The following is a 19,232-nucleotide window of genomic DNA, read 5'->3' on the forward strand; positions in this document are numbered from 1 at the left end:
ACGCGGCGCTCGGCGCGGACTTCGAGCGTCTGCACCCGGAGTTGCAGCGCCGGTTCGGCTTCTCCAGTGCGGACGGGATCGCCTGTGTCGGAACGGGACGGATGGATCGGATCGAGCGCGGGTCCCGGCTGCTGGTGCCGTTTCTCCGGGTGGGGGCGCGCCGCAACGTCCTGTTTCCGGAGCAGGGGCGGGACATACCGTTCACGATCGCCAATTACGCGTACCGGGACGGGTTCGGACGGGAGACGGTGACGTTCGTGCGGACGTTCCAGTTCGCCCGGCCGCGGCGGTTCGACGCGACGATGGTGGCGGCGCAGGGCCGGCCGGGGACGGTGCTCGACTATCTGGGGACGCACCAGCAGTTGGCGGTGGACCTGCGGCTGGGGGTGACGGCGCGCGGCGGGCTGGTGATCTCCTCGGGGGCGCAGCGGGTGGCGTCGTTGGTCGGGGCGCCGGTGGTGCCGGAGCTGCTGACGGGGCGGGCGGAGTTGCACGAGTGGTTCGACGACGAGGCGGGGCGGTTCCGGATCCGGGTGCGGGTGAGCAATCCGGTGGTGGGGCTGGTGCTGGGGTACCAGGGGTGGTTCACGGCGGAGTACCCGCGGGTGGGGGCGGAGGGGATTCCGCGTCATGTGCGTCCGTTGCGCGAGCGCTTCCGGATGTAGCGGATGGGTCGGGACGGCGGGCGGCGGGCGGCGACTACGCTGCGGCGCATGGGCGACACACGTGAGCGGTTGATGGATGCGGCGATCAGTGCGCTCAAGCGGCAGGGCATCTCGGGGGTCTCGGCGCGGAGCATCGCCGGGGAGATCGGGGCCAACCAGGCGCTGGTGTTCTACCACTTCAAGACGGTGGAGGGGCTGCTCGCGGCGGCGGCGCTGCGCGAGACGGGGCTGCGGTTGGAGCGGTACCGCGAGCGGTTCGCGGAGGTGCGGTCGCTGCGCGAGCTGCTGACGGTGGGCCAGGAGCTGCACGCGCGGGAGCGGGCGGAGGGGAACGTCGCGCTGCTGGGTCAGTTCCTGGCGGGGGCGACGGGGTATCCGCAGCTCGCGGACGTGTCGGCGGAGGCGCTGCGGCTGTGGACGGCGGAGATCGAGGCCGTCCTCGGCCGGCTGTTCGTCGGGCATCCGCTGGCGGAGTTCCTCGACCTGGCGGGGTTGGCGCAGGCGGTGACGGCCGGGTTCGTGGGTCTGGAGTTGTACGAGGGTGTGGACCCGGCGGGGGCGGCGGGGGCGTTCGGCGCGCTGGACCAGTTGGGGCTGCTGGTGGAGGTGGTGGACGGCCTCGGTCCGGTGGTGTCGCGGGCGGTGCGGGCGACGGTGCGCCGTCAGGTGAGGAACAACGGCACGGAGTAGTGCGGCGACCCTGCGGGGCGGGAACGCCGAACGGCCGGCCCCCTGGCAGGGGGCCGGCCGTTCGTGTCGTGTCCCGGGGCCGGGCTCGACAGCCTCAGCTGTTGGTCGGGAACCCGAGGTTGATGCCGCCGTGCGAGGGGTCGAGCCAGCGCTGGGTGACGGCCTTGCCGCGGGTGAAGAACTGGACGCCGTCGGCGCCGTAGGCGTGGCTGTCGCCGAACAGCGAGGCCTTCCAGCCGCCGAAGGAGTAGTAGGCGACGGGGACGGGGATCGGCACGTTGATGCCGACCATGCCGACCTCGACCTCGTTCTGGAAGCGCCGGGCCGCGCCGCCGTCGTTGGTGAAGATGGCGGTGCCGTTGCCGTACGGGTTGTTGTTGATCAGTTCCAGGCCCTCGTCGTAGGAGGGGACCCGGACGACCGACAGGATCGGGCCGAAGATCTCGTCGTTGTAGACGGACATGCCCGGCTTGACGTGGTCGAACAGGGTGGGGCCGAGCCAGAAGCCGTCGGTGGTGGGGGCGCCGGAGGCGTCCTCGCCGGCGATGGCGTGCTTGCGGCCGTCGACGGCGAGTTCGGCCCCGTCCGCGACACCGGACTCGACGTAGGAGGTGACCTTGTCGCGGTGCTGGCCGGTGACCAGCGGGCCCATCTCGGAGTCGCCGTTGCAGCCGGGGCCGACCTTGAGGGTGGCCATCCGCTCCTTGATCTTGGCGACCAGCTCGTCGCCGATCGGGTCGACGGCGACCAGCACGGAGACGGCCATGCAGCGCTCGCCGGCCGCGCCGAAGCCGGCGTTGATGGCGGCGTCGGCGGCCAGGTCGAGGTCCGCGTCGGGGAGCACCAGCATGTGGTTCTTGGCGCCGCCGAGGGCCTGCACGCGCTTGCCGTAGCGGGTGCCGGTCTCGTACACGTAGCGGGCGATCGGGGTGGAGCCGACGAAGGAGACGGACTTGATGTCGGGGTGCTCCAGCAGGCGGTCGACCGCGACCTTGTCGCCGTGCACGACGTTGAAGACGCCGTCGGGGAGGCCGGCTTCCCTCCACAGTTCGGCGATGAAGTTGGCGGCGGACGGGTCCTTCTCGGAGGGCTTCAGGACGACCGTGTTGCCGGCCGCGATGGCGATCGGGAAGAACCACATCGGCACCATGGCCGGGAAGTTGAACGGCGAGATGATGGCGACCGGGCCGAGCGGCTGGCGGATCGAGTAGACGTCGACGCCGGTGGAGGCCTGCTCGGTGAAGCCGCCCTTGATCAGCTGCGGGATGCCGCAGGCGTACTCGACGACTTCCTGGCCGCGGGCGAGCTCGCCGAGGGCATCGGAGTGCACCTTGCCGTGCTCGGCGACGATGATCGCGGCGAGTTCGTCCTTGCGGGCGTTGAACAGCTCGCGAAAGTTGAACAGCACCTGGGTGCGCTTGGCGATGGACGCCTTGCGCCAGGAGGCGAAGGCCTGGGCGGCGGCGGCGACCGCCTGGTCGACCTCGGCGATCTCGGCGAAGTCGACCTGGCCGGTGGTCTGGCCGGTGGCCGGGTCGAAGATGTCGCCGCGGCGGGGCGCGGTTCCGGCGGTGGCGACGGACTGGCCGCCGATCCAGTGGGTGATGTGCTTGCTCAAGGGTCTCTGCCTCCGACTGTCCACGGATGTCCCGCGCTCGTTCTCCAGTCTGCTCCGCGCATCCGGCCCGCTCAACGAGCACCCTGACGGGGAAGCGCGATTCACCCTTACAGGTCGTCGGGCGCGGCGTCGGGGGCGTCCTCGGCGCTCTCCGCGGCGTCCAGGTAGGGGTCGTGCAGGCCGTCGGCGAGTTCGGTGGTCTCCAGCAGATCGAGCCGCAGGTCCTGGGCCCAGTGCTCGGCCCACTGCCGGGTGTCGGCGGCGCCGGACGGGAGCAGCGCGGCGGCGCTCTCCAGCCGGTCGGCGAGCGTCCCTGCGGTGAACTCCTCGTCGAACGCGCCGGCCAGGGCGAGGAGTTGGCCTTCGCGCAGGCGGGCGGTGACGGCGTGCAGGGCGAACAGGTCGGCGGGCAGGGCGCGTTCGCAGAGGGTGAGGACGGCGAGCGCGGCTGCGTCGTCCAGGGCGGCGACGGGGAGCGGGGCGCCGTCGGGCAGCACGGGCGGGTGGCGCAGCGGTTCGCGCCGCAGTTCGATGCGGAGCGCCGGGCGGGCCGGGTCCGGGAGCCCGAGGCCGGCGGTGTGGCCGGCGGTGACGGCGAGTTGGTGGCGGCGGGCGGTGCCGGTGCTGTCCGCGGTGCGGTGGCCGGCGGCGCGCAGGGTCTCGGCGAGTCCGGTGGCGAGGTCGGCGAGCGGCGGGCCGTCGGCGCAGACCAGCAGCAGGTCGGCGCCGTGGCGGTGAACGGGCAGGCCGTGCAGGCGGAGTGCGTCGGCCCCGGCCAGCGCGAGGGCGTGCTGCAGGCAGTACGGCTGGGCGTCGGCGAGCAGGCGGCTGCGGTCGGTGTGCTGGTCCCGGGCGGGTGGCCCGGGGTCGGCGGTGCTGGTGTCCATGGGGACAGTGTGGTCCGCTCAGCGGGGGAAGCGCGGGCAGCGCAGGTGCGCGGCGGTGTCGTGCAGGGCCAGCGCGAGGGCGGCGGGGTCGACGAGGCGTCCGCTGCGGTGCGGGGGGATCAGCCAGTGCGGGCCGCGGCCGGGGCGGTCGGGGTGCGGGACGGCGATCCAGGTACCGTCGCCGGAGCGGCGGATGCCGGTGCCGATCCAGCGGTCGGCGGTGCCCACGGGGACGAGGAAGCCGACGGTGTCGTCGGCCGGGTCCTCCAGGACGGGTCCGCCGCCGGGCCGGTCGAGCAGCGCGGCGGCGGGGCGGCCGAGCGGGCCCGGGGCGTGCAGCACGTCCCAGCGGCGGCCGGCGGGCAGCAGGGCGAGGCCGGTGCGCTCCCAGCGGCGGCGGCAGCTGTCGGGGTCGGGGGCGGCGGCGGCCAGCCAGTGCAGGGCGCTGGGGTGGCGGGTGGTGCTCACGTGCGGTTCCTCGTCTCTCCCGGATGACACGCGGTGGGCGTTGTCATCCGGGAGAGCGGGGTACCGGCGGTCTCTTACACGGATCGCGGACCCCGGTGGGCCCGAGGCCCGGTCAGCGGTCGCCGAAGATGGTGCGGTGCCAGTCCTTGCGGGCGACCGCGGTGGTGTCGAACATGACGTGCTTGACCTGGGTGTACTCGTCGAGCGAGTACTGCGACATGTCCTTGCCGTAGCCGGAGGCCTTGTACCCGCCGTGCGGCATCTCGCTGATGATCGGGATGTGGTCGTTGACCCAGACGCAGCCGGCGGCGATCTCGCGGGTGGCGCGCAGCGAGCGGTGGATGTCGCGGGTCCAGGCGGAGGCGGCCAGGCCGTAGGGGGTGTCGTTGGCGAGCCGCAGGCCCTCCTCGTCGCTGTCGAAGGGCAGCACGACGAGCACGGGGCCGAAGATCTCGCCCTGGACGACCTCGCTGTCCTGGGTGGCGCCGGCGATCAGGGTGGGGCGGTAGTAGGCGCCGAGCGACAGGTCGGTGCCGTCGTGGCCCTTGCCGTCGGCGGGGCCGCCGGTGACCACGGTGGCGTAGGAGCGGGCGCGCTCGACGAAGCCTGCGACGCGGTCGCGGTGGGTGAAGGAGACCAGCGGACCCAGGTCGGTCTGCGGGTTCATCGGGTCGCCGAGGCGGATCGCGGCGTACAGTTCGGCGACGCCGGCCACGAAGGCGTCGTACAGCGGGCGCTGGACGTAGGCGCGGGTGGCGGCGGTGCAGTCCTGGCCGCTGTTGATCAGCGAGCCGGCGACGGCGCCGTGCACGGCGGCGTCCAGGTCCGCGTCGTCGAAGACCACGAACGGGGCCTTGCCGCCGAGTTCGAGGTGGGTGCGCTTGACGGTGGCGGTGGCGATCTCGGCGACCCGCTTGCCGACGGCCGTGGAGCCGGTGAAGGACACCATGGCGACGTCGGGGTGGCCGATCAGGTGCTCGCCGGCGGTGCGTCCGGCGCCGGTGATCACGTTGACGACGCCGTCGGGGATGCCGGCGTCGGTGCAGGCCCGGGCGAACATCAGCGAGGTGAGCGGGGTGATCTCGGCGGGCTTCAGGACGATGGTGTTGCCGGCCGCGATCGCCGGGAGGATCTTCCAGGCGGCCATCTGCAGCGGGTAGTTCCACGGCGCGATGCTGCCGATCACGCCGACCGCCTCGCGGCGCACGTACGAGGTGTGGTCGCCGCTGTACTCGCCGGCGGCCTTGCCTTCGAGGTTGCGGGCGGCGCCGGCGAAGAACGCGGTGTTGTCGATGGTGCCGGGGACGTCGAACTCGGTGGACAGCTTGATCGGCTTGCCGGTCTGCGCGGTCTCCACCCGGGCGAACTGTCCGGCCCGCTCGGCGAGGATGCCGGCCAGGCGGTTCAGCGCCTCGGAGCGGGCGCCCGGGGTGGCGCCGGACCACTCGGGGAGCGCGCCGCGGGCCGCGGCGACCGCGGCGTCGACGTCGGCGGTGGTGGCGAGCTCGACCTGCTGGACGGTGCTGCCGTCGGCGGGGTTGACCACGTTGAACGGCTCGCCGCCCGAGCCCCGGGTCAGACGGCCCGCGAGGTACTGCGCTCCGTCGTTGAAGCTGGTCAGGTCCATGAGTTGCCTCCATTGCCTACTCGACCCGGCCGACGATGCCTCGGTTCGGGGGTCGGAGGCAAGCGTCACTCAGCAACGGCCCCGGCGGGCGGTCTTACAGGCTGCAAGGCTCCGCCCGGGGCGACAGGGCGTCGCGCCCGAGCATGATTCACTTGACACCCTGAAACCCCCTGGAGGTGTCCGCGATGCTGCCCACCGTCGCCCGCGTGCTCGATCTCGACGTGATGCGGCGCGGCCTGCCCCAGGTGGTGGCCGGGGCCTCCGCGTTGGAGCGGCCGGTGCGCTGGGTGCACGTCAGCGAGCTGCCGGACCTGGCAGGGCTGCTGCACGGCGGCGAGCTGGTGCTGTCCACCGGCATCGCGCTTCCGGAGGACCGGGACGGCCTGGCCCGCTACGTGCGGGAGCTGGCCGAGGTCGGGGTGGCCGGGCTGGTGATCGAGTTCGGCCGGCGCTACTTCGACTCGCTGCCCCGGGCCCTGGTGGCGGCCGCCGAGCGGCACAACCTGCCGCTGGTGGTGCTGCGCCGGGAGCTGAAGTTCGTCGCCGTCACCGAGGCGGTGCACGCGCTGGTGGTGAACGCGCAGTTGGAGCAGCTGCGGGTGTCCGAGGCCGTGCACCAGGTGTTCAACGAGCTGGCCACCGAGGGCGCGGAGCCCGCCGAGGTGGTCCGGCAGGTCGGCCGGATGGCGGGCGCGCCGGTGGTGCTGGAGAACCTCGCGCACCAGGTGCTGGCGCACGCCACGGCGGGCCGCGGCGAGCACGAGCTGCTGGAGAACTGGGAGCACCGCTCGCGCGGCGTCAACCCGCCGGGCCGCACCGGCTACGACCCGCGCTCGGGCTGGCTGGTGACCACGGTCGGCGCGCGCGGCCAGGACTGGGGCCGGCTGGTGCTGGTCGACGAGCCGGCGCCGCTCCCCCCGGACGTGCCGCACCCGCACGCGATGCTGCTGGAGCGCGGCGCGGCCACCCTCGCGCTGAACCGGCTGGTGGTGCGCGACCGCGAGTCGCTGGAGCGGCAGACCCACCGCACCCTGCTGTCGGGCATCCTCACCCACGCGCTCACCGTCTCCGAGGTGTCGCTGCGCGCCCAGGCGCTGGGCGTCCCGCTGGAGGGCCGCCGGCTGGTCGGCGTGGTGCTGAGGCAGCGTCAAGGCCCGCTGCCCGCCGCCCTGGAGGCACAGGCCCGGCTGCGCGACTTCACCGAGCTGGCGGCCACGGCGATCCGCTCCGCCCGGCTGTCCGCGCTGGTCGGCGCGCTGGACGACGAGGGCGTGGGCGTGCTGATCGCGCTCGGCTCGCAGCAGGACGAGCACACCTCGCTGGAGGCGTTCGCCGCGGCGCTGCGCCGGCTGTCCGCGGAGGCGGGCCGGGACGGCGCGGCGGCCGAGCCGGTGATAGCGGTCGGCTCCTCGGTGGGCTCGGTCCGCGACGCCCGCCGCGCCCTGCTGGAGGCCACCCAGGTCGCCGACGCCGCCCTGCACGACGCCCCGGGCAGCCGCGCCGCGTACTACCGCCTCCCCGACGTCCGCCTGCGCGGCCTGCTCCACCTGCTGCGCGACGACGAGCGCCTGCAGACCTACGTGGAACGCGAACTCGGCCCGCTGCTGGCCCACGACGCCGAGCACGGCGGCCAGTTGGTGCAGATGCTGCGGATCTACCTGGAGCAGGGCCGCAACAAGTCCGCGGCCGCGGACGCCGCCCACCTGTCCCGCCCGTCCTTCTACGACCGCCTGCACAAGGTCGAGCGCATCCTCGGCGTCGACCTCGACCAGGTGGAGTCCTGCCTCTCCCTGCACGTGGCCCTGCTGGCACTGGACGCGGTGCGCCGCTGACGGCGTCGGCGCGGCCCGAGGCGGCCGACGCTGCGGTGACGGTGTCGACGTGCCGGCGACCGCAGCGCGAAAGGCCCCGAGCGATCGCCCGGGGCCTTCTGCCTGATGTCTCGTCAGACCGTGTGCGCGTCGGTGAGGGTGAGCACCTCGTCCAGGACGGCGAGGCCGGTCTTGGCGTCCTCCTCGCTGATGTTGCACGGCGGGACGACGTGGAACCGGTTCATGTTGGTGAACGGCCACAGGCCGCGCTGCTTGCAGGCCGCGGCGAGCTGCGCCATCGGCGCGTTGTCGGCGCCGGCCGCGTTGTAGGGCACCAGCGGCTCGCGGGTCTCGCGGTTCTTCACCAGGTCGAGCGCCCAGAACACGCCGAGGCCGCGGACCTCGCCGATCGAGGGGTGGCGCTCCGCCAGCTCGCGCAGGCCGGGGCCGAGCACGTTCTCGCCGATGTGCTTGGCGTTCTCCACGATGCCCTCCTCGGCCATCGTGTTGATGGTGGCCACGGCGGAGGCGCAGGCCAGCGGGTGGCCGGAGTAGGTGAGGCCGCCGGGGAACGCCTTCTGCGCGAAGGTCTCGGCGATCGCGCCGGAGATGGCCACGCCACCGAGCGGCAGGTAGCCGGAGTTGACGCCCTTGGCGAAGGTCAGCAGGTCCGGGGTGATGCCCCAGTGGTCGGCGGCGAACCACTCGCCGGTGCGGCCGAACCCGGCCATCACCTCGTCCAGGATGAAGACGATGCCGTACTTGTCGCAGATCTCGCGGACGCCCGCCAGGTAGCCGGCCGGCGGCACCAGGATGCCGGCGGTGCCGACCACGGTCTCCAGGATGATCGCCGCGACGGTCCCGGGGCCCTCGAACGCGAGGGTCTGCTCCAGGTGGGCGAGCGCGCGCTCGCACTCCTGGGCCTCGTTCTCGGCGTGGAAGTTCGAACGGTAGGCGTACGGGCCCCAGAAGTGCACGATGCCGGAGACGCCGGTCTCGTTCGCCCAGCGCCGCGGGTCGCCGGTCAGGGTGATCGCGTTGGCGGTGGCGCCGTGGTACGAGCGGTAGGTGGAGAGCACCTTGTGCCGGCCGGTGTGCAGCCGGGCCATCCGGATCGCGTTCTCGTTCGCCTCGGCGCCGCCGTTGGTGAAGAAGATCTTGTCCAGGTCGCCGGGGGTGCGCTCGGCGATCAGCCGGGCGGCCTCGCTGCGCGACTCCTCGGCGAAGCCCGGGGCGATGGTGCACAGCTGGGCGGCCTTCGCCTGGATCGCCGCGACCACCTTCGGGTGCTGGTGGCCGATGTTGGTGTTCACCAGCTGCGAGGAGAAGTCCAGGTAGCGGTTGCCGTCGTAGTCCCAGAAGTAGGAGCCCTCGGCGCCGGCCACCGCGAGGGGGTCGATCAGTGCCTGGGCGGACCACGAGTGGAAGACGTGCGCGCGGTCGGCGGCCTTGACGGCCTGCCCGGCGACCGAGTCAGCGGTGGGAGTGCTCATGCCCCCAGGTTAGGGAGCCGTCCGACGGCTGGGCAGCTTCATGCTGTCACAGGAGCGTCGCGTCGCCCTGACAGGGTGAAAACCAGGGGCGCGATGGAACTGCGCGCCCGGCCGTGCACTCCGCAGAGCGACGGCCGACGGCTCAGTTCCTCGCGCCCCTGCCCGTTCCGCTACCGCGTCAGATCGCGGTCATGACGTGCTTGATCCGGGTGTAGTCCTCGAACCCGTACGAGGACAGGTCCTTGCCGTAGCCGGACTTCTTGAAGCCGCCGTGCGGCATCTCCGCGACCAGCGGGATGTGGGTGTTGATCCACACCGCGCCGAAGTCCAGGCGGCGGGACATCCGCATCGCGCGGGCGTGGTCCTTGGTCCAGACCGAGGAGGCGAGGGCGAACTCGACGCCGTTCGCGTAGTCGACGGCCTGCTCCTCGTCGGTGAACTTCTGCACGGTGATGACCGGGCCGAAGACCTCGTTCTGGATGATCTCGTCGTCCTGCTTCAGGCCGGAGACCACGGTCGGGGCGTAGAAGTAGCCGACCTCGCCGACCCGGTGGCCGCCGGCCTCGACCTTGGCGTGCGCGGGCAGGCGCTCGATGAAGCCGGTGACCTGCTTCAGCTGGTTGGCGTTGTTGAGCGGGCCGTAGAGCACGTCCTCGTCGTCCACGCCACCGGTCTTGATGTCCTTGGCGGCCTTGGCGAGCGCCTCGACGAACGCGTCGTGGATCGACTCGTGCACCAGCACGCGGGTGGCGGCGGTGCAGTCCTGGCCGGCGTTGAAGTAGCCGGCGACCGAGATGCCCTCGACGGCCTCGGCGATGTCGGCGTCCTGGAAGACCACCACGGGGGCCTTGCCGCCGAGCTCCAGGTGGACCCGCTTGACGTCCTTCGCGGCGGACTCGGCGACCTGCATGCCGGCCCGGACCGAGCCGGTGATGGAGGCCATCGCCGGGGTGCGGTGCTCGACCATCAGGCGGCCGGTCTCGCGGTCGCCGCAGATCACGTTGAAGATGCCGGCCGGCAGCTCCATCTCCTTCAGCACGCCGCCGATGATCTCGGCCAGCAGCACGGTGGAGGCGGGGGTGGTGTCGGACGGCTTGAGCACCACGGCGTTGCCCGCGGCGATCGCCGGGGCGAACTTCCACACGGCCATCATCATCGGGTAGTTCCACGGCGCGACCTGCGCACAGACGCCGACCGGCTCACGGCGGACGATCGAGGTCATCCCGTCCATGTACTCGCCCGCGGCCTTGCCCTCCAGCAGGCGGGCGGCGCCGGCGAAGAAGCGCAGCTGGTCGACCATCGGGCCGATCTCCTCGGAGAGGGTCAGCGCGCGCGGCTTGCCGGTGTTGCGGACCTCGGCGTCGACGATCTCGTCGGCCCGGGCCTCGACCGCGTCGGCGATCTTCAGCAGCAGCTTCTGCCGGGTGGACGGGGTGGAGTCGCGCCAGATCGGGAAGGCGGCGGCTGCGGCGGCCATCGCGGCGTCCACGTCGGAAGCACCGGACAGCGGGGAGGTCGCGTACACCTCGCCCGTGGTCGGGTCGACGATGTCGAGGGTGCGGCCGTCCGCCGCGTCGACGAACTCACCGTTGATGTAGTTGCGCAGCGTACGAAGCTCGCTCACGGGTCTCTCCTCGGTCTGGGCCTGCCTCGTTGCATCCCCGCGCGCCAGATTACTCCGGGCCGGGGCGAACACAGCATGTCAGCGACAAGCCACGATCGGCGGTGTGCACGCTCGCGCGTGTACGTCGCCAGACTACCTCCGACACTGCCGTAATCGACATAACCCCGCCCGGAGTGCCACGCATTCCGTTCTTGATCATCGAATGCACGACGAAATCAGCAGAACCACCGCTTGCGATTCCTTCGCCCGTCGGGCACAGTGTCGGCGTGGCCAACCGTGACCGGAACGCCAGCGTTCCCCTCGACGCCGCCTCCAAGGCGATCATCGAGCAACTCCAGGAGGACGGGCGCCGTCCGTACGCCGCCATCGGCAAGGCCGTCGGCCTGTCCGAGGCGGCTGTTCGGCAGCGCGTCCAGAAGCTGCTCGACCAGGGCGTGATGCAGATCGTCGCCGTGACCGATCCCCTCACCGTCGGCTTCACCCGCCAGGCGATGGTGGGCATCCGCGTCGAGGGCGACATCGAACCGGTCGCGGACGCGCTGGCCGCGTTCGACGAGGTCGACTACGTGGTCTGCACCGCGGGCTCGTTCGACCTCCTCGCAGAGCTGGTGTGCGAGGACGACGAGCACCTCCTCGAACTGATCAACAAGCGCATCCGCGCGCTTCCCGGCGTGCGGAGCACCGAGAGCTTCGTTTACCTGAAGCTCCGGAAACAGACCTACACCTGGGGCACCCGATGACAGCCGAGCCGGCGCAGAAGGACCTTTCCAAGACCGCCTACGACCACCTGTGGATGCACTTCACCCGCATGTCGTCGTACGAGAACTCCCCCGTGCCGACGATCGTCAAGGGCGAAGGCACCTACGTCTGGGACGACAAGGGGCGCAAGTACCTCGACGGGCTCGCCGGCCTGTTCGTCGTCCAGGCCGGCCACGGCCGCGAGGAGCTGGCCGAGGCCGCTGCCAAGCAGGCCAAGGAGCTCGCCTTCTTCCCGGTGTGGAGCTACGCCCACCCGAAGGCCGTCGAGCTGGCCGAGCGCCTGGCCAACTACGCCCCGGGCGACCTGAACAAGGTCTTCTTCTCCACCGGTGGCGGCGAGGCCGTCGAGACCGCGTGGAAGCTCGCCAAGCAGTACTTCAAGCTGACCGGCAAGCCGACCAAGTACAAGGTCATCTCCCGCGCGGTCGCCTACCACGGCACCCCGCAGGGCGCCCTGTCGATCACCGGCCTGCCGGGCCTGAAGGCCCCGTTCGAGCCGCTGGTGCCGGGCACCCACAAGGCCCCGAACACCAACATCTACCGCGCCCCGTCGTTCCTGACGGCCCCCGACGGCACCGTCGACCCGGAGGCCTACGGCCGCTGGGCCGCCGACGAGATCGAGCAGGCCATCCTCTTCGAGGGCCCCGAGACCGTCGCCGCCGTCTTCGTCGAGCCGGTGCAGAACGCCGGTGGCTGCTTCCCGCCGCCGCCCGGGTACTTCCAGCGTCTGCGCGAGATCTGCGACCGCCACGACGTGCTGCTGGTCTCGGACGAGGTCATCTGCGCCTTCGGCCGCCTGGGCACCATGTTCGGCGCCGACAAGTTCGGCTACCAGCCCGACATGATCACCTGCGCCAAGGGCATGACCTCGGGCTACTCCCCGATCGGCGCCACCATCATCTCGGACCGCCTGGCCGAGCCGTTCTACAAGGGTGACAACACCTTCCTGCACGGCTACACCTTCGGTGGCCACCCGGTCTCCTCCGCGGTGGCGCTGGCCAACCTCGACATCTTCGAGCGCGAGGGCCTGAACCAGCACGTCCTCGACAACGAGTCGGCGTTCCTGGGCACCCTGAACAAGCTGCGCGACCTGCCGATCGTCGGCGACGTCCGCGGCAACGGCTACTTCTACGGCATCGAGCTCGTGAAGGACAAGGTCACCAAGGAGTCGTTCAACGACGAAGAGGTCGAGCGCGTCCTCTACGGCTTCCTGTCGAAGGCCCTGTTCGACAACGGCCTGTACTGCCGCGCCGACGACCGTGGCGACCCGGTCATCCAGCTGGCCCCGCCGCTGATCTCCGACCAGTCGACCTTCGACGAGATCGAGCAGATCCTGCGGACCAGCCTGACCGACGCGTGGGCGAAGATCTGATCAGCTGAGCTTTCTGCCCCACCCTCCACCGAAGGGCGGCCCCGACTCCTCACCGTCGGGACCGCCCTTCGGCGTACCCGGGAACGAATCTGCGGCCAACACGCCGCTTTCGCGGCGATTCCTCCCTGTTCGGGTCAGTGCGGCGCACCCGCACGGCCGTCCGATCGTTCTAATCTGACGACTGTCATATCCCCGTCGGCACCTGGATGGATCACATGTCAGCGGCCCCGCCCGACAACGACGTGCTCTGGGCCCGAGGCATCGTCAAGTCGCACCACGGCACCCCCGCGCTGCGCGGCGTCTCCCTCCGCGTCCGTGAGGGCGAGATGCTCGCCGTCACCGGCCCGCGCGGCTCCGGCAAGTCCACCCTGCTCGGCTGCCTGTCCGCCCAACTCCCGCTCGACGAGGGCGAGGTCTGGTTCCACAGCTCCCCCGTGCACACCCTCGGCCGGGCCGGACGCGAACGGCTGCGCCGCGAACGCTTCGGCTGGGTCGGCTCCGAACCGCACCTGGTCCCGGAACTGACGGCCCGTGAGAACGTCGCCCTGCCGCTGCTGCTGGCCGGCGTCGGCCACCGCGCCGCCCACCGCGCCGCCACCGAATGGCTCGACCGCCTCGACGTCGCCGACTGCGCCAAGCTCCGGCCCGCCGACCTCCCCCAGGACCGCCGCCAGCGGATCGCCGTCGCCCGCGCCCTCGCCCCCGAACCGCCCGTGGTCTTCGCCGACGACCCCACCGCGCCGCTGCACCGCGACGCCCGCGAACAGGTCCTGCGGATACTGGCCAGCGCCGCCCGCTCCCACCACCTGACGCTGGTCCTCGCCACCCACGACCCGGAACTCGCCCGCTACGCCGACCGCACCGTCCACCTGGTCGACGGCCGGATCACGGCCGAGCCCGCCGCCGTCCCCGCCGGGCACTGAGAGGGCCGACGTGTACTACCTCGGACTCGCCCGCGGCTACCGCGCCCTCGACCTGGCCCGCTGGCTGCTCACCGCCGGTGCCGCCGCCGTGGTCGCCGCCTTCCTGCTGCGCGCCCTCGGCCGGGCCCTCGCCGAACCCACCGGCGGCCCCGACCGGCTGCTGTGGTGCCTGCCCCCGCTGGCCGCCGTCGCCTGGTTCGCCGCCGTCGCCGCCCGCGCCGTCCCCGCCCAGCACCCCGAGCGGATCACCGGCCTCGCCGCCGCGGGCGTCGGACCCGGCCGGATCCGGCTGCTGATCGCCGGCGAGATCGCGCTCGCCTGCGCCCTCGGCTCCGGCCTCACCCTGCTGCTGTTCCTGGTGCTGCGGAACGACATCGCCGGGCCCTCGCTCGCCGCCGACATCGGCATGGGCATCCCGCTGCCGGTCGCCGCGCCCGTCACCCTGCTCGCCGTCCCGACGCTGGTCGCCGGCGTCGCCGCGGCCTGCGCCGTCCGCTTCCCCGACACCCTGCCCGGCCGACCCGCCGAACCCGCCCGGCCCGGCTGGAGCGCGCGACGGCTCGCCCTGCCCGCTCCCCTGCTGCTCGCCGGGATCGGCCTCGAACTGTACGGACTGCGGCCCGGCGCCACCGACGCGGAACGCACCCTCGACCTGCCCGGCGGCCTGCCCGCCACCAGCCCCGCCCTGCTGGTCGGCTGGACCCTCGCCGCCCTCGCGCTCGCCCTGTGGACCGGCCCGCTGCTCGCCCTCGCCGGGCGGCTGACGGTGATCCGCCGGCCCTCCCCGCTGCGGCTGCTGGCCGGCCGGGCGCTCACCGCCCAGGCGCCCCGCCTCGGCACGCCGCTGGCCGTGCTCACCGGCGTCGCCGCCCTGCTGCTGGTGGCCGGCCGCGAGTGGTCCCGCCACGACACCGACGTCCCCGCGCTCCTGCTGGTCGAGGGCCTGCTGATCCTGGCCTGCGCCGTCGCCGCCCTGGCCTCCCGGCTGCTGGAACTGCGCGGCGACCGCCGCGACACCCTCGCCGTCCTGGACCGCCTCGGCACCCCGGCCGGCCTGCTCACCGGCACCCTCGCCCTGCGCGCCCTCGCCGCCGGCACCGTCCTGCTGGTCACCGGCGGGCTCACGCTGGCGCTCTGCCCGCTGCGGTAGCGCCCACGGACGCGGAACGCCCCGGTGGTCCTCCCGTCACGGGGAACCACCGGGGCGTTCGTGCTGCTGGGGTCTCAGCCCGCCGCGGCCAGCTGACCGCAGGCGCCGTCGATCTCCTGACCGCGGGTGTCGCGGACGGTGGTGGGCACGCCGTGCGCCTGCAGCCGGCGGACGAACTCCCGCTCGTCCTCCGGACGGGAGGCCGTCCACTTCGAACCCGGCGTCGGGTTGAGCGGGATCAGGTTCACGTGCACCCGCTGGTTCTTGATCAGCCGGCCGAGCAGGTCCGCCCGCCACGCCTGGTCGTTGATGTCCTTGATCAGCGCGTACTCGATCGACACCCGGCGACCGGACTTCTCCGCGTAGTTCCACGCCGCGTCCAGCACCTCGGCGACCTTCCACCGGGTGTTCACCGGCACCAGCTCGTCACGCAGCTCGTCGTCCGGGGCGTGCAGCGACAGCGCCAGGCGGCAGCTCAGGCCCTCGTCGGCGAACCGGTGCATGGCCGGGACCAGGCCCACCGTGGACACCGTGATGCCGCGCTGGGAGAGCCCGAAGCCGTCCGGCGCCGGGTCGGTGAGGCGGCGGATCGCCGACAGCACCCGGTTGTAGTTCGCCAGCGGCTCGCCCATGCCCATGAACACCACGTTGGACAGCCGCGCCTCGCCACCGGCCACCGACCCGGACTTCAGGTCGCGCATGCCGGCGGCGATCTGCTCGACGATCTCCGCGGTCGACAGGTTCCGGGTCAGCCCGGCCTGGCCGGTCGCGCAGAACGGGCAGTTCATGCCGCAGCCGGCCTGCGAGCTGATGCACATCGTCACCCGGTCCGGGTACCGCATCAACACCGACTCGACCAGCGTCCCGTCGAAGAGCTTCCACAGCGTCTTGCGGGTCTCGTCGTCGTCGCACGACACGTGCCGCACCACCGACATCAGCTCGGGCAGCAGCGCCTCGGTCAGCTTGCCCCGGCTGGCGGCCGGAATGTCCGTCCAGCTCTCCGGGTCGTTCGACATCCGGCCGAAGTAGTGGTTCGACAGCTGCTTCGCGCGGAACGGCTGTTCGCCCAGCTCGGCGACGGCCTCCTTGCGCTCGGCAGGGCTGAGGTCGGCAAGGTGTCGCGGGGGCTTGGCGCCGCGCGGCGCGACAAAGGTCAGTTCTCCGGGCTTAGGCATGGTCCGTCCAGTGTCGCAGACCGCGGACGCTGCCCCGTCGCTACCGCCTGGCCGCCCGGTGCCGCTTGAGCAGCGCCGTCAGCGTCGCGTGGTCGACCCGGGCGTTCAGACCCGCCACCAGCTCGTCCGGGCACAGCTCGTACAGGTCGCCCCACCACCGCTGCGCCCGGTTGTCCCAGATCCGGTAGCCGCCCGGAACACCGCGCGCCACGTACCGCCGCCTGCCCATCGCACCCCTCCGTCACCGCAGACGGTACCGGGCGGGAACGGCGGCCTCAACCGAAAAACGGCCCCCGTCGCCGGGGGCCGTGGCATGACGGGGCCTCAGCTGCCGACGAAGACCGTGAGCAGCAGCCAGACCACCGGGGCGGTCGGGAGCAGCGAGTCGAGGCGGTCCATGATGCCGCCGTGGCCGGGGAGCAGGGTGCCCATGTCCTTGATGCCGAGGTCACGCTTGATCATGGACTCGGCGAGGTCGCCGAGGGTCGCGGTGACGGCCGCGCAGCCGCCCAGGATCAGGCCCTGCCACCAGGAGCCGCCGTCGATCACGAAGTGCATCAGCAGCGCGCCGGCGATCATCGACAGGCCGATGCCGCCCGCCAGACCCTCCCGGGTCTTGCCCGGGCTGATGGTCGGGGCGAGCTTGGTGCGGCCGAACTTGTAGCCGACGGCGTACGCGCCGGTGTCCGAGCAGATCGTCACGACCAGGAACAGCAGGATCCGCCAGGCGCCGCCGTCGGCGGACAGGATCAGCGCGACGAAGGTCGCCAGGAACGGCACGTAGAAGGCGGTGAACACGCCGGCCGTTATGTCGCGCAGGAAGTTCTCCGGCGGCGTGGCCATCCGGGCGACCATCATCGCCAGCCCGGTGAGCGCCAGGACCGCGGCCGCCCACTGACCGCCCTCGAAGTAGCCCGCCACCACCATGCCGACGCCGCCGACCAGCAGCGGGATCTGCGGGACGTGGATGTCCTTGCGCTCGGCGAGCCGACTGGTGAGCTCCCAGATGCCGACGGCGACGGCGGCGGCCACCACCACCATGAAGACCGCCTTGACCACGAACAGCGAGGCCGCGATCACCGCCCCGAGGCCGACTCCCACACCTATCGCGGCGGGCAGGTTGCGGCCGCCGCGCGGCTTGCGGGGCTGCTGGTCGGTCTGGGCCACGGAGGTCTCCTGGGCGGGGGGCATGAACTGAGTCTGTGCCGCGCCGCCCCCTCGCCATACCGGAGGCCGCCGCGCGAGTGACCCGTGTGGCGCCGGCCCGGGTCGAGCCGCGCCCCGGGCCGGGCGGACGGGCCGCCGGTCCGGGGCGTACGCGCGGGGTCTGGGGTCAGACCTCCAGCAGCTCGGCTTCCTTGTGCTTCAGCAGCTCGTCGATCTGCGCCACGAACTTGGCGGTCAGGTCGTCGAGCTCCTTCTCGCCGCGGCGGCCGTCGTCCTCGCCGATCTCCTTGTCCTTGACCAGCTTGTCGATCGCGTCCTTGGCCTTGCGGCGGACGGAGCGGACCGAGACCTTGGCGTCCTCGCCCTTGCCGCGGGCCTGCTTGATGTACTCGCGGCGGCGCTCCTCGGTGAGCTGCGGCAGCACCACCCGGATGACGGAGCCGTCGTTCGACGGGTTGACGCCCAGGTCCGAGTCGCGGATCGCGGTCTCGATGGCCTTCAGCGCGGTCTTGTCGAACGGGGTGACCATGGCCATCCGCGGCTCCGGAACGGAGAACGAGGCCAGCTGGTTGATCGGCGTCAGGGCGCCGTAGTACTCCGCGACGATCTTGGCGAACATCGCCGGGTGTGCACGGCCGGTACGGATGGCGGCGAGGTCGTCCTTGGCGACCCCGACGGCCTTCTCCATCTTTTCCTCGGCCTCGAGGAGGGTCTCGTCAATCACTGTGTGCTCCCTGTCCGGTTCATCTGCTGTTGTTCCGTACCGGTGCCCCGGACGGCTGTTGCTACTCGGCGCCCCGGCGGCTAGGCCTGGGCGGAGTCCTCGCTGATGAGTGTGCCGATCTTCTCACCCTTGACCGCGCGGGCGATATTGCCTTCGGCGAGCAGCTCGAAGACCAGGATCGGCAGGCGGTTGTCCTTGCACAGGGTGATCGCGGTCAGGTCGGCGACCTTGAGGTCGCGGGAGATCACCTCGGTGTAGTCCAGCGAGTCGAACCGGACCGCGGCGGGGTTGGTGCGCGGGTCGGAGTCGTAGACCCCGTCGACGCCGTTCTTGCCCATCAGCAGGACATCGGCGTGGATCTCCAGCGCCCGCTGCACGGCAGTGGTGTCGGTGGAGAAGTAGGGCATGCCCATACCCGCGCCGAAGATCACCACGCGGCCCTTCTCCAGGTGCCGGATGGCGCGCAGCGGCAGGTACGGCTCGGCGACCTGGCCCATGGTGATCGCGGTCTGCACGCGGGTCTCCATGCCCTCCTTGATCAGGAAGTCCTGGAGCGCGAGGCAGTTCATCACGGTGCCCAGCATGCCCATGTAGTCGGAGCGGGCCCGGTCCATGCCGCGCTGCTGCAGCTCGGCGCCGCGGAAGAAGTTGCCGCCGCCGATGACGATGGCGACCTCCGTACCCGCGCGCACCACCGTGGCGATCTCACGGGCGATGGCGTGCACCACGTCCGGGTCGACGCCGAGGCCGCCTCCGCCGGCGAACGCCTCGCCGGACAGCTTGAGCAGTACCCGGCGGCGGGTGCCGTCCGGTGCGGTCTCCTGCGTCTCCTGCATGGACTTTCCCTTCTCCGCCTGCTGGTCAGCAGATCTGCAAGTGCTACTCACGGCGCCGGACGTGCGGGCCCGGTGCCGTGCATACGAGAGGAGGCCACTGCCGCGGGAACCGGTACGGTCTCCTGCACGGCAATGGCCTCCTCTTCGTTCATGGTGCCGACGCCGCCCTCACGGGGTACTGGAGGGCTCGGTCGGCGCGTTCCTCCGTCCTTGCGGACGGGCGCTCTCCTACCTTATGTCCGG

At 72.1% G+C, this 19,232-nt stretch carries 18 protein-coding genes (1 of these 18 only partly in view); 7 read left to right on the forward strand and 11 right to left on the reverse strand.

Annotation, left to right across the window (positions count from 1 at the left end; translation table 11 throughout):
• Both ACI1MP_RS13495 and ACI1MP_RS13500 read left to right on the forward strand, forming a co-directional pair.
• Nucleotides 1-665, forward strand: partial view of a DUF4166 domain-containing protein gene (locus tag ACI1MP_RS13495; protein ID WP_404868750.1) — the 3' portion only. The gene continues 73 nt to the left of window position 1, outside the view; only the last 665 of its 738 coding nucleotides appear in the window; its start codon lies off the left edge, out of view; its stop codon occupies nt 663-665.
• Nucleotides 666-713: 48 nt separating this feature from the next.
• Entirely contained in the window at nt 714-1,355 is a 642-nt protein-coding gene (locus ACI1MP_RS13500) for a TetR/AcrR family transcriptional regulator (RefSeq protein ID WP_404868751.1), read from the forward strand.
• Nucleotides 1,356-1,449: 94 nt separating this feature from the next.
• Here ACI1MP_RS13500 and ACI1MP_RS13505 read toward each other — a convergent pair whose 3' ends face one another.
• The 4 genes from ACI1MP_RS13505 to ACI1MP_RS13520 all read right to left on the reverse strand — a co-directional run bounded on the left by ACI1MP_RS13505 (nt 1,450) and on the right by ACI1MP_RS13520 (nt 5,955).
• A complete protein-coding gene (locus tag ACI1MP_RS13505) occupies nt 1,450-2,973 on the reverse strand; it encodes a CoA-acylating methylmalonate-semialdehyde dehydrogenase (protein WP_404868752.1) in 1,524 nt (507 codons plus the stop codon).
• 107 nt (nt 2,974-3,080) lie between these two features.
• Nucleotides 3,081-3,860 (reverse strand): hypothetical protein, encoded by a 780-nt coding sequence (locus ACI1MP_RS13510; RefSeq protein WP_380334190.1) that lies wholly within the window; start codon nt 3,858-3,860, stop codon nt 3,081-3,083.
• An 18-nt stretch (nt 3,861-3,878) separates the two neighbouring features.
• On the reverse strand, nt 3,879-4,328 hold the full coding sequence (locus ACI1MP_RS13515) for a hypothetical protein (RefSeq protein ID WP_189275681.1): 450 nt from the start codon (nt 4,326-4,328) through the stop codon (nt 3,879-3,881).
• A gap of 112 nt (nt 4,329-4,440) precedes the next feature.
• Nucleotides 4,441-5,955, reverse strand: a complete 1,515-nt coding sequence (locus ACI1MP_RS13520; protein ID WP_404868753.1) for a gamma-aminobutyraldehyde dehydrogenase — start codon at nt 5,953-5,955, stop codon at nt 4,441-4,443.
• Between the two features lie 185 nt (nt 5,956-6,140).
• Between ACI1MP_RS13520 and ACI1MP_RS13525 the strand changes: the two genes are divergently transcribed.
• A complete protein-coding gene (locus tag ACI1MP_RS13525; RefSeq protein WP_043916190.1) occupies nt 6,141-7,787 on the forward strand; it encodes a PucR family transcriptional regulator in 1,647 nt (548 codons plus the stop codon).
• A gap of 113 nt (nt 7,788-7,900) precedes the next feature.
• On the opposite strand, the gene ACI1MP_RS13530 is transcribed toward ACI1MP_RS13525, so the two are convergent.
• Nucleotides 7,901-9,259 (reverse strand): aspartate aminotransferase family protein, encoded by a 1,359-nt coding sequence (locus ACI1MP_RS13530; protein WP_043916189.1) that lies wholly within the window; start codon nt 9,257-9,259, stop codon nt 7,901-7,903.
• Between the two features lie 178 nt (nt 9,260-9,437).
• Entirely contained in the window at nt 9,438-10,883 is a 1,446-nt protein-coding gene (locus ACI1MP_RS13535; protein ID WP_043916188.1) for a gamma-aminobutyraldehyde dehydrogenase, read from the reverse strand.
• Nucleotides 10,884-11,149: 266 nt separating this feature from the next.
• Between ACI1MP_RS13535 and ACI1MP_RS13540 the strand changes: the two genes are divergently transcribed.
• From ACI1MP_RS13540 to ACI1MP_RS13555, 4 genes are all read left to right on the forward strand, one after another.
• The gene (locus ACI1MP_RS13540; protein WP_030458782.1) at nt 11,150-11,623 is read left to right on the forward strand and encodes an Lrp/AsnC family transcriptional regulator; all 474 of its coding nucleotides are present in this window, start codon (nt 11,150-11,152) and stop codon (nt 11,621-11,623) included.
• Complete coding sequence (locus tag ACI1MP_RS13545) at nt 11,620-13,014, forward strand: aspartate aminotransferase family protein (RefSeq protein ID WP_100590014.1); 1,395 nt, start codon at nt 11,620-11,622, stop codon at nt 13,012-13,014. Before ACI1MP_RS13540 ends, ACI1MP_RS13545 begins: the two co-directional genes overlap by 4 nt.
• Nucleotides 13,015-13,229: 215 nt before the next feature.
• A complete protein-coding gene (locus ACI1MP_RS13550) occupies nt 13,230-13,937 on the forward strand; it encodes an ABC transporter ATP-binding protein (protein ID WP_404868754.1) in 708 nt (235 codons plus the stop codon).
• A gap of 10 nt (nt 13,938-13,947) precedes the next feature.
• Nucleotides 13,948-15,087 carry a hypothetical protein gene (locus ACI1MP_RS13555; protein WP_100590016.1) on the forward strand — a complete coding sequence of 380 codons (1,140 nt, stop codon included), beginning with the start codon at nt 13,948-13,950 and terminating at the stop codon, nt 15,085-15,087.
• 74 nt (nt 15,088-15,161) lie between these two features.
• Here the strand turns inward: ACI1MP_RS13555 and rlmN are convergent, their stop codons facing one another.
• From rlmN to pyrH, 5 genes are all read right to left on the reverse strand, one after another.
• Nucleotides 15,162-16,262 (reverse strand): 23S rRNA (adenine(2503)-C(2))-methyltransferase RlmN, encoded by a 1,101-nt coding sequence (rlmN, locus tag ACI1MP_RS13560; protein ID WP_043916184.1) that lies wholly within the window; start codon nt 16,260-16,262, stop codon nt 15,162-15,164.
• Nucleotides 16,263-16,302: 40 nt separating this feature from the next.
• Nucleotides 16,303-16,491, reverse strand: coding sequence for a hypothetical protein (locus tag ACI1MP_RS13565; RefSeq protein WP_043916183.1), 189 nt, complete (start codon nt 16,489-16,491; stop codon nt 16,303-16,305).
• A gap of 95 nt (nt 16,492-16,586) precedes the next feature.
• Entirely contained in the window at nt 16,587-17,453 is an 867-nt protein-coding gene (locus ACI1MP_RS13570; protein WP_380334173.1) for a phosphatidate cytidylyltransferase, read from the reverse strand.
• Nucleotides 17,454-17,595: 142 nt separating this feature from the next.
• A complete protein-coding gene (frr, locus tag ACI1MP_RS13575) occupies nt 17,596-18,153 on the reverse strand; it encodes a ribosome recycling factor (RefSeq protein WP_033256297.1) in 558 nt (185 codons plus the stop codon).
• Between the two features lie 80 nt (nt 18,154-18,233).
• A complete protein-coding gene (gene pyrH, locus ACI1MP_RS13580) occupies nt 18,234-18,989 on the reverse strand; it encodes a UMP kinase (RefSeq protein ID WP_043916181.1) in 756 nt (251 codons plus the stop codon).
• Nucleotides 18,990-19,232: the final 243 nt, after the last annotated feature.

Origin of the sequence: Kitasatospora griseola (assembly GCF_044999035.1) — a bacterium.
In the GTDB taxonomy this organism is placed as follows: Bacteria; Actinomycetota; Actinomycetes; order Streptomycetales; family Streptomycetaceae; genus Kitasatospora; species Kitasatospora griseola.

Bases quoted from the DNA above. Each gene is read 5' to 3' on its own strand.
- ACI1MP_RS13565 (WP_043916183.1), bottom strand. From the start codon at position 16,491: ATGGGCAGGCGGCGGTACGTGGCGCGCGGTGTTCCGGGCGGCTACCGG.
- ACI1MP_RS13510 (WP_380334190.1), bottom strand. From the start codon at position 3,860: ATGGACACCAGCACCGCCGACCCCGGGCCACCCGCCCGGGACCAGCAC.
- ACI1MP_RS13545 (WP_100590014.1), top strand. From the start codon at position 11,620: ATGACAGCCGAGCCGGCGCAGAAGGACCTTTCCAAGACCGCCTACGAC.
- ACI1MP_RS13530 (WP_043916189.1), bottom strand. From the start codon at position 9,259: ATGAGCACTCCCACCGCTGACTCGGTCGCCGGGCAGGCCGTCAAGGCC.
- ACI1MP_RS13520 (WP_404868753.1), bottom strand. From the start codon at position 5,955: ATGGACCTGACCAGCTTCAACGACGGAGCGCAGTACCTCGCGGGCCGT.
- ACI1MP_RS13525 (WP_043916190.1), top strand. From the start codon at position 6,141: ATGCTGCCCACCGTCGCCCGCGTGCTCGATCTCGACGTGATGCGGCGC.
- ACI1MP_RS13550 (WP_404868754.1), top strand. From the start codon at position 13,230: ATGTCAGCGGCCCCGCCCGACAACGACGTGCTCTGGGCCCGAGGCATC.
- ACI1MP_RS13570 (WP_380334173.1), bottom strand. From the start codon at position 17,453: ATGCCCCCCGCCCAGGAGACCTCCGTGGCCCAGACCGACCAGCAGCCC.
- ACI1MP_RS13500 (WP_404868751.1), top strand. From the start codon at position 714: ATGGGCGACACACGTGAGCGGTTGATGGATGCGGCGATCAGTGCGCTC.
- pyrH (WP_043916181.1), bottom strand. From the start codon at position 18,989: ATGCAGGAGACGCAGGAGACCGCACCGGACGGCACCCGCCGCCGGGTA.
- rlmN (WP_043916184.1), bottom strand. From the start codon at position 16,262: ATGCCTAAGCCCGGAGAACTGACCTTTGTCGCGCCGCGCGGCGCCAAG.